The organism is Limosilactobacillus oris DSM 4864 (assembly GCF_001434465.1).
Classification (GTDB): Bacteria; Bacillota; Bacilli; order Lactobacillales; family Lactobacillaceae; genus Limosilactobacillus; species Limosilactobacillus oris.
The window spans coordinates 1-9,977 of sequence record NZ_AZGE01000042.1 but is presented as its reverse complement, the minus strand read 5'-3'; the positions used below and the strand labels follow the sequence as shown (position 1 = coordinate 9,977).

Sequence of the window (9,977 nt, the reverse complement as noted above, 5' to 3'; positions counted from 1 at the left end):
CATCAGTACTTCTTGACGAAGAGCCTTAATGTCCAATACGGTATATCATTAATCAAACCTAGAAATTGACATTGAGATAGTTTTAAAATTTCAAGACCTAAAAAAGGTATGGCCCCAGCAAAATGCAAAAACCATACCTTAACGGTTTAATTATTCAAATTTATTTCACTTTCTTTCAAGTGTCCGCTCTGCTTATCCCTATTTATTGCTATATTTAGCTTCCGTCTTATCGTCAAGTACTTCACAATAAGCAACGGTTTTACCATTCTCTTTCTTAAAGTAAACCCCTTGAATTTCAGGAGCAAATCCTGGAAAGGCATTGATTCCCTTCAGCAAAATCATGAAATACTTTTGAGCTGTCTCGGACCATTTTTCACCAGGGACAACACAGAAAATACCAGGTGGATATGGGAGCGCTCCTTCAACTGCGGTGTGACCTACAACATCTTCAAGTTTAATCAATTGGACATTGTTATGAAGCATTTCTGTATCAGCATCGATTGCGCTCATAGTCTGCTCTGGGAAATACTTCCGCAAGAATAAGCGCTTTTGATATTCCTTTGTGTTGTTTTCCTTATAGAAATCGTGTAACTCTTGGCAAAGTTGGCGAATAGTATAACCACTATAGCGGCCTTCGTTTTGCTTATACAGCCGTGGCAGCACTTCTGACAGCGGAGCATCTTCATCAATCAGTCGTTCGAAGTTTAAGATTTGAGCAACCAAATTATTCATTTTATTGTCATCCTCCGCAGGTGTCATTAAGAAGAGGATTGAATTCAAATCATTCTTTTCTGGAATAATTCCATGCTCACGTAAGTAATTTGCAAGAATTACTGCAGGGATACCGAAGTCCGTATACTCTCCTGTTTCGGCATTGATACCAGAGGTTGTTAACAAGAACTTATTTGGATCAACGAAATACTGATCCTTGCCGTAACCAGCGAAGCCATGCCACTTAGCATCGGGATCGTAAACCCAATACTTTCGATCACTAACTAGTTCTTCCGTATCAATATCTTCCCATTTTCTTCCGTCAATTGTGTCGGGAACAAACGGCCGAATATACTTAGCATGTTTTAATAACTTCTTACGAGCATTGACAGAGGTTACCATGCAATCATGCCACATCTTTTTACCAGCTGTGCTACCTTCAATTTGTGCATTGACATCAAGTGCCGCAAACATTGGGTAGAATGGTGAGGTAGAAGAATATTTCAGGTATGCGTTATTGAATTGGTCATCTGTAATATAGCGTTTCTGCCCTTTAATATGTGAGTCTTTCTTGTGAATCTGCGAGGTTTGCGAGAAACCAGCTTGCTGTTTGTGAACAGATTGAACAACTAAAATCCCCGGATCTTCCGGCCCTAACTTCATAGTTAGCGGTGAACACTGAGTCATGAAAGGAATAAACTGCTCATAGCCAACCCATGCGGAGTCAAAAAGAATGTAGTCACAGAGGTGACCGATCTTTTTAATTATTTGATGTGCATTGGCAATTGTCCCGTCATACGTTCCTAATTGGACAACCGCAAGGCGGAATGGTCGCTTTTGTTTAGCCTTTTCCGGATCAACTTTGGCAGCCTGTTGCCGAAGGAAGTCTTCATCAAAGTCACTGTCATAAATACCACCGATGAAACCATAAGGATCACGTGAATCCTGCATATAAACAGGCTTACCACCAGAGATAACTAAAGCCTGGTTATAAACTGACTTATGATTATTACGGTCAAATAATACTAGGTCACCTGGAGCAACTGGGGCAGATAGAGCAATGTTGTTTGAAGTCGATGAACCATTCAAAACAAAGTAAGTCCGGTCGGCATTGTAAACCTTGGCAGCGTGCTTTTCGGCAGCTAGTGCCGGGCCTTCATGAATTAGTAAATCTCCTAAGTCAACATCGGCGTTACAGATATCTGACCGAAAAATATTTTCACCATAAAATTTGTAAAGCTCATTTCCCGCAGGATGTTTGCGGAAGAAAGCGCCTCCCTGGTGTCCAGGGCAGTCAAATTGAACATTCCCACGTTCTACATAGGATTGTAATTCCTTAAAGAATGGCGGCAAAATTTTACTTTCGTATTTTGTAGCTGCGTGATCTATTGACCGGTCAACAAGATTCTGGTCGTACTTATCATTAGTATCAATTAATTGGTAAATTTGCGACAAAATCTTAGCATCAACGGCATCTGGATTCTTAGTTTCAATAAATACCGGTATGCCAAATTCAGTCTTTCGAACGGATTCTAAAACATCAATATCGTCTTCATCAATTACTACTGCGGAAACATCAACAAAATCGGTATCATGAACATCTACCAATTCACGATTCGTCGTAAAATATTGTTTGGCATCATCCGTTGTTGCAATTTTCAGTTTAGCCATAGTTAACACTTCACTTTCTAAAAAACTAATTAAGAATTATTCATTGATAGTAACGTTATACTTATCGGCAACGAATCCGTAAATTGTCCAGCCAGCAAATGCAACTAATGCACCTAATGCTAACGAGAGGTTTCCACAAGCATACATTGAATAGAGGCTATAAACTCCGGCAATTACAGCTAAAGCATTCGTAATTTTGTAGTTTTTATTATCACTAGAAATTCCAGCTGATAATTGCAGGGTCTTTACAGAAGCCATTGAAAGAATATATGGAACCATATTCGTAACAACAGCTAAGTTGACAAGGTTATTAAATTGAGCATTAAGGTCTGGACTAATTGTCATCAATGAGAGTAATAGCTGAACAACCAAAATAATAATCATACCCGCAACTGGCGCATCATGTTTCGTTCGCTGACGGAAAATCTTAGGGAAGTAGCCAGCAATTGCTGATGAACGGAAAACTTCTGCCACGGTAAACTGCCAAGCCAGTAATGATCCAAAACAAGAAATTGTTAATAGTGCCATAACAATCGCACCAACAGTAGGATTAAACATCTGCGTAAAAACTGTTCCAAATGGTGCATTTGAATTTGCTAATGCTTCGTTTTTGACGATTCCTTGTACAATGTTTGTTGAAACAATATAGATGATTCCTGCAATTACCGTCCCACCAATCACGGCAATTGGGACATTTTTCTTAGGATTTTCAACAGAATCAGAATTAGCAGAAGCCGACTCCAAACCTAGAAAAGCCCAGAGCGTAATTGGAATTGAATCACTAACTCCTTTAAAGAAACTGTAATGGTGCGGATTCCACGAATTAACATAGGTATGACCATGGAACCAAAACCAACCACCAACACATAAAAATAACACGGGGATAATAACTCCCCAAACCGTGAGTGACCCTAACTGGCCTGTTACTCGCGCACCCCAGAAGTTTGCAACAGTGGCAATAGCTAAAACAATCATTGTTGCGATAGCGACTTTAACCGGAGATAAAGTAATACCGAACACCATCTCACCATAACCAACGGTTGAAACAGCAATTGCGGTATTGGCAATTACTAATGAAAAAGCATAAGTATAATTAGCCATCATATTGCCATCCATACCAAAGGCATACTGAGCATATCCGCCCATTCCATCTTTAGTATTTTTAGTAAACATTCCACAACGAGCAAAGACATATGCTAAGCATAGCGCCCCTGTTAGGGTGACTAACCAAGAAATAACGGACATTGTACCAACCTGTGCTAGTTTTGATGGTAGCATAATAATTCCAGATCCCATCATGTTAACCGCAGTGATAATAGTTAGCTGAACAACCGTCATTTTCTTTTTATCAGCCATAAGAATAACCACTTCCTAATCTAACTTCGCTTCAGTTTGCATCGCTTCCAGAAAGCGCTCACATCAATTGACACTTATAATAATATAACGTTTTTTTTTTTTCAACCCTTTAAAGTCAACATTGTGACGCAATTAACTATGCTTATTACTGTTGTAATTTTATTAACTTTATCTCTATGCAACCTGTACAACATTATTCGCCAATACTATTAATGTTTTTAATGGCTCTCTGGTCAGAAGAACTAACGGGAATTGCTATGTTACTATCATCTTTAACTTTCGATGAGGTCAACTACAACTAAATCAATAGAACACCTAATAATTGTTTTTAGTACCATACATAAGTTCCAGTATCTATCGTTATACTGCCTGCCACTGGAAACAAAATTGCTGGATAGTCTTACCATCTGTTCTAAAAAATGCACATAACAAAAAAGGCCGATGCACACATCAATGCACATCAACCTTCTTTAAATACTGATTATAAAAAATCACCCGCACGGGGATCGAACCCGTAACTCCGCCTTGAGAGGGCGACGTCTTAACCAATTTGACCAGCGGGCAATAACGTACAAATGGAATTATACGTTATTCGACTATTCACTGTCAATAGTTTTAGCAATTAATTCAAACTACTTTGGGGGTCAATCAAAATCGACTCTGACAGGAGAACCTCATTATACAGTTCAAACAAATACTGGTGTAGCCCTTCCCGCTGAGCAACCATGTTCAAATAATTCCGCTCCGCGCGGAAGGCCCACAACAGTGCTTGTCGTTCTAAATCACGTTCTTCGGGCGTAAACTCATCGTTATGGTTGCTAATCGACCACTGCTTCCAGAAGTCACGCATCGTCGTGACCCCTTTTTGGTCGCGTAAATCATAAAGAACACTGGCCCGAATATTATCCGGGAGGTAGATTTTATCAACCGCGGCAATTCCTTCCCGCACCATTTCCCTTCGCAACTGCCCAACGCGGTCTTGGATTGCTCCTTCTGAAAGGTCGGGCTGCAAAATAAAACGAAAAACTACTGACGGCACCAGCATACTTAGCAATACCAGCATTGTTTCCGTCAAAACAACAAACTGAAACTGCTGGTCGGTCAAACTTGCCGCAATCGAAAAAACCAGCGCAAGCGTAATCGCCCCATGAACCCCGCCCAGCGCAAATATCACACTGCCGCGCGGGCCCATTTTAACGAGCACGCCATACGCAAACTGCACCGCCAACGTTACCAGGTAAATCAAGAACCCAGCCGCCAGCCAGCGCAAGTCCACATTATTCGCTACCAGCAAATCCGCCCTTACAATTCTGACAATCATAACCCCTAGGACGACAAAAATCAGGTTATTCAAAATATCACGTACTAAATCAATCAGCACTAGCGAATTATGGTACTGGCGGGGATGGTCAAACCTGCTCCGCGAGCTTTCACTATTCTGCATCAGTCCCGCGCAAACCACCGCAATGATACCCGACACCCCTAATTTTTCGGCAACGAAGTAAATAATAAACGGGGTAATCAGAAATAGCATAATTTGCGCGTTATAGGTTGAACCAGCAAAATTGCGCAGACCGCGGCGGAAGCTGATCATCAGCAATGCAATCGCAATTCCCACAATAACGCCGCCTCCCGCTGCCCGCAGGAAGTTTAATACCGCCACCTGGTACTGAAAATGGCCGCCACGAAGCCAAAGCACCATCGCTTCGAGCAAAACAATTCCGCTAGCATCATTAAAGAGCGATTCCATCCGCAGCAACTTCTCCTGCCGCTCTGGAACGATCCGCCCCTCCGAAACGGTCTCGGTCGCCGTAGCATCAGTCGGGGTGCTAATCGCCGCCAAAACGAAGGCAATCGCCAAGGGAATCCCCAACAATGATACCGCAAAGCCGGCAATCACCAGCGAGGCCACCACTAATAGCACCGCCGTCTCAATAATCTGCCGCCACCACCGTCTAACAAAGTACAAACGGGTGGTCTGTCCCTCGAAATAAATCAGGGGAACGATAATATACATAAAAATTTCAGAATGAAACGGCGCGATGAGACGGTCCAAGGGCGCGACCACCGCGATAACTATCCCGATTGCAATACTCAGGTAGTTACTCGGCACCCGGGGAAACACCCCCGCTAAAATTCCACTGAGCACCGCGGCGATAGTCAACACCGCGGTCGAAATCAAAAGGGCCATTCCACACACCTGCTTTCCCGATTATTCATAAGAAAGTTCCAACATATAAAGGTGCCGCTTGGGTAAGTGGGCGGTCGTCACCCAGGCATCACGGTAACGCTTTGCATTACCGTTCGTCATTTGAAAGTAATAGTCCAACAGGTCACCGTTCTTCGCCACAAAATCATTCGACAGACGGTTAACCATCAGCCGCATATCAGGAAAGTAAAAGCCGCTATCCGCAATTTTCAACTCATCCGTAAAGAAAAGCATCACCGTGTTAGTGTAGCGGGCCTGCACCTCCTTGATCAGCTCTGGGTGGTGTTTGAGCTTAGTCAGGACATAATAGATTGAATCAGAATTACTTGCCATTTTTCTTCTCCTTAGTCAAATCAACTAGTAGCAGGAACCAGCGAACGCGTCCCGCACTCTTGCTAATGCCACCACAGTTTTACGAGGGCCTGGGTACCATCATCCCCTAGTCCATCTTGATCCACCAGCAGTTCATACAACCGCTTTGCTTCAGCGGTCGCCGGCAACTGTATCTGCAACCGTTCCGCCTCAGCAAGAGCAATTCGCAGGTCCTTTAAAAAGTGCTTTGCAAAGAATCCCGGCGTATAATCATCCCGCAAAATCCGGGGAGCGTAGTTGCTAAGGCTCCAATTAGCCCCTGCTCCGCCGCCGACCGTTCGAACGACTTCCGCCAAATCCAGCCCTGCCCGTTGAGCGTACACTAGCATTTCAGTCATCCCGGTCATCGTCCCGGCAATCATAATCTGGTTGGCCATTTTGGCGTGCTGACCGCTGCCGGCGGGACCGAAATAATGCTGTGAACTGCTAAACTGCTCCAGCACCGGCATAATCTTTTCCACTACCGCCTGCTGGCCACCGAGCATCACCGTTAGGGTGCCCTTTTGTGCGCCTACATCCCCACCAGACACCGGTGCGTCAACCACCTGGTCCGCTGCCTGAGCCAGCTTTTTCGCCAAACTCGGACTGCTGGTCGTCATGTCCACCAGGATTTGGTCCTTCGTTGCCGCCGCTAGAATACCATCAGGGCCGTAGTAAACTTGTTCCACGTCGGTCGGGAAGCCCACCATCGTGAAGACGATCTCGTTGCCAACGGTAGCTGCTGCTGGGGTCTCCGCCCAGCTTGCACCGTTTGCTAATACCGCTGCGGCATGTTCCTTCGTCCGGTTATAAACCGTGACCTCATTGCCATGGCGCAAAAGATTATTGATTACGCCAGTCCCCATGACGCCAGTTCCGATAAAGCCGATTTTCATCATACTCATCCCTTCATGCAGATGTTTACTCATATTTTACCAGCTTCCCGGTGAAACAGGCCAGCCAGCTAATCGTTGGTACAAAAAAAGTCCTATCAAACCATTGCTGATTTAATAGGACCAATCAAGATTGGGAATACTGGGTTCGAACCAGTGATCAAGGATTCAGAGTCCTTTGCCTTACCGCTTGGCCAATTCCCAATTACGTTGCCATGCAACGATATTTACTATACTAGCAAATCCACTTTTCGTCAACCACTTTTTCAAATTAATTTTCAATTTTCCTGCTTGCGAAACCGTTCTTCCTGTTTTTGGATCAGCTCGCGGGTTCGCGCAGTAACCGCGGGGTGCCGGCGGCCATCTTGCCAGAAGTCCACGTCGGCCTTGATCTGCTCCTGACTCTGCTGGTCATAATCGTGGCGGAGGAAGTTATAGTTAACCGTCGTACTCTGCTTTTCCCAAATCGCGGCCATAATAAACTGACTCCTGGTCCGCTGTAGCCCCTGAACCGCTTCGTCCCCGTCATCATGGGCAGCTACCGCCACCACTTCCGCCGTCGCAATCGGTGGCTGCACACTATTATCTGGCAGGTAGGGCGCTACCGGAACGTTGATCAGCGCTTTAATCATTACTTCCTGCCAGTTTTCCCGGGTCGCGTAACGGTGTGCCAGTCCAGGCTCAACATCATTTGCCAGTAGATACTGCCGCTCCTCACCCCAGCTTAACTTCACCTGCACTGTAAATACGGTTGCCATTCTCGACCCCTCCTTAAAATTTCAGTGATATTATACCGCAGCCCAGACCGGAATGCTCACTTCTTAGCAAAATTTATTAAAGTACTAACGAAATAATGGACTATGGGTGCCAAATTCTTTAAACTAAGACTATTCAAAGGGGGATGAACATTATCAAGCGCCACCACTTCCTACTCAGTTTATTCTACTGCGTGCTCTTTATCTGGCTGATTACCCTGTACCAAGGCAGCCCTGCTTTCCAACAGGGAGTCGATACGGCCATTTTGCACACCCAGCAGCAAGTCAGCCGACTTCTCGGTGAACGCCCAATAAGCAAGCAGCAGACGGCTAGCCGGGCAGAAGAAGATAATGCCCTGACCGACGGGCGCTGGCCGGAAAATAGTACCACCATCTACATTGACCTTAGCAACCCGACCCTGCGCGCCGCTACCACCAAGGCCATTGACCAGTGGAATCAGACCAGAGCCTTTACCTTCCGCCCGGTTCAAAACAAGACTGACGCAAATATCGTGGTAACCGCCGTCGACAGGCAGCAAAACGGGGCAGCCGGCCTGACCAACACCAAAACCGACGCGACCACTGGCTACCTGCTGCATGCCGATGTCCAGCTAAATGCCGGCTACCTGCTTAATGCCAACTACGGCTACTCCCCGCAACGGATCGTCAACACGGCCGAGCACGAACTGGGTCACGCGATCGGCCTCCAGCATACCAACGCGACCTCGGTTATGCAGCCAGCGGGTTCCTTCTACCCAATCCAGCCCACGGACGTTGAAGCGGTGAAACGTCTCTATCAAAAGCGTCCCCACCCCGCAGACCAGCAAACTGTCCAGCGTGAAGCTAGTCGGCAGTAGCAGTTAGCTTGCCTTCCCCGCCACCGCATTAGTTTCGCTACCACCCCACCGCGTTCACGAGTATGTTAGAATATCCCTTGGGTAAATTTATAGATTGAGAGTGAATGCGCATGAAAAATAAAAAAGCTCTAGGAATTGCTATGGTGATCACGGCCTGCACCTTCTGGGGGATCTCGGGCCTGTTTGCCAAGGGACTCTTCAACGTCAGCTCTTCCATTACTTCCCTCTGGGTGACCCAGAGCCGGATGACCGCGGCCGGAATCCTGCTGGTCCTCTTTAGTTTAATCAAGGGCGACCACCCCTTTCGGATTTTCAAAAGTCCCCATGATACTTGGGTGATTTTCGCCTACGGAATTTTTGGCCTGGTTCCAGTCCAGTTCGCCTATTTCATGGTTGTCCAGTACGGGAACGCCTCTATCGCAACCATTCTCCAGTTTGTCGGTCCCTTCTTCATCATCGCCTACCAAGCAGCCTTTCGCCACATTCCACCACGGCGGATTGAAATCATTTGCGCGATCATTGCCTTCATCGGGGTCTTCACAATTGCTACGCACGGCCGCTTTAACGAGCTAGCCGTGACCCCGGCAATCCTGATTTGGGGGTTGATTTCCGCCATTGGGGTCGCCACCAACACCCTGATTCCGCAAAAGATGCTCCGTGAAGGCCGGGTTCCTTCCCTGGTTATTACCGCCTGGGGCTTGCTGTTCTCCGGCATCGTCCTTCTGGCTATCCACCCTGCTCAGCCCCGCGTTCCCAACCTACCAGTCGTCTGGTTCTGCTGGCTCGGTGTGCTGATTATCGGTACCCTGATTCCGTTCCAGCTCGCTAACAACGCCTTAAAATACATCGACGCGACGACTTTTAGCCTGATGGACGCCTTTGAACCATTATCCGCCACGATTGGCTCTGTCCTAATTTTCCATCTTAATATGACTGGAGCAGACATCATCGGCTCAATTTTGGTCATCATTGCCGTTCTGGCACTAAACATCCGGATTCCCAACCATGTCCCGGGAAATAAAAGTTAATCGCTATAGCCGTTCCCCGGAACTATGAAGTTCCCCTCATTAAATACAACGGGAGTAAGCTACTACGCCGGTACATTTTTATCTTTAAAACAGCTAAGAGAGAGTGAGAAAAAATGCCCCAAATCGGCTAGCGGCACTATGTCCAG

Annotated in this window: 8 protein-coding genes and 2 tRNA genes; 2 read left to right on the top strand and 8 right to left on the bottom strand. The window is 46.0% G+C overall.

Annotated elements, in window-relative coordinates:
• Positions 1-198 precede the first annotated feature (198 nt).
• The 8 genes from speC to FC49_RS09135 all read right to left on the bottom strand — a co-directional run bounded on the left by speC (position 199) and on the right by FC49_RS09135 (position 7,949).
• Positions 199-2,382: an ornithine decarboxylase gene (gene speC / locus FC49_RS09170; RefSeq protein ID WP_056984852.1), complete on the bottom strand. Its 2,184-nt coding sequence runs from the start codon at positions 2,380-2,382 to the stop codon at positions 199-201.
• A 36-nt stretch (positions 2,383-2,418) separates the two neighbouring features.
• The gene (potE, locus tag FC49_RS09165) at positions 2,419-3,738 is read right to left on the bottom strand and encodes a putrescine-ornithine antiporter (protein ID WP_056984851.1); all 1,320 of its coding nucleotides are present in this window, start codon (positions 3,736-3,738) and stop codon (positions 2,419-2,421) included.
• Between the two features lie 491 nt (positions 3,739-4,229).
• Positions 4,230-4,302: transfer RNA gene (locus FC49_RS09160), tRNA-Glu, on the bottom strand.
• A gap of 58 nt (positions 4,303-4,360) precedes the next feature.
• The gene (locus FC49_RS09155) at positions 4,361-5,929 is read right to left on the bottom strand and encodes a cation:proton antiporter (protein ID WP_082603578.1); all 1,569 of its coding nucleotides are present in this window, start codon (positions 5,927-5,929) and stop codon (positions 4,361-4,363) included.
• 21 nt (positions 5,930-5,950) lie between these two features.
• Positions 5,951-6,280 (bottom strand): hypothetical protein, encoded by a 330-nt coding sequence (locus tag FC49_RS09150; protein WP_056984850.1) that lies wholly within the window; start codon positions 6,278-6,280, stop codon positions 5,951-5,953.
• 62 nt (positions 6,281-6,342) lie between these two features.
• Positions 6,343-7,227, bottom strand: coding sequence for an NAD(P)-dependent oxidoreductase (locus FC49_RS09145; protein ID WP_082603577.1), 885 nt, complete (start codon positions 7,225-7,227; stop codon positions 6,343-6,345).
• A gap of 97 nt (positions 7,228-7,324) precedes the next feature.
• Positions 7,325-7,395, bottom strand: a tRNA-Gln gene (locus FC49_RS09140).
• A gap of 74 nt (positions 7,396-7,469) precedes the next feature.
• Positions 7,470-7,949, bottom strand: coding sequence for a DUF7679 family protein (locus tag FC49_RS09135; RefSeq protein ID WP_056984849.1), 480 nt, complete (start codon positions 7,947-7,949; stop codon positions 7,470-7,472).
• Positions 7,950-8,092: 143 nt separating this feature from the next.
• Here FC49_RS09135 and FC49_RS09130 point away from each other — a divergent pair, with 143 nt between their 5' ends.
• Both FC49_RS09130 and FC49_RS09125 read left to right on the top strand, forming a co-directional pair.
• Complete coding sequence (locus tag FC49_RS09130; protein ID WP_056984848.1) at positions 8,093-8,803, top strand: matrixin family metalloprotease; 711 nt, start codon at positions 8,093-8,095, stop codon at positions 8,801-8,803.
• A gap of 110 nt (positions 8,804-8,913) precedes the next feature.
• Complete coding sequence (locus tag FC49_RS09125) at positions 8,914-9,831, top strand: EamA family transporter (protein WP_039930054.1); 918 nt, start codon at positions 8,914-8,916, stop codon at positions 9,829-9,831.
• The last annotated feature ends 146 nt before the right edge of the window (positions 9,832-9,977 follow it).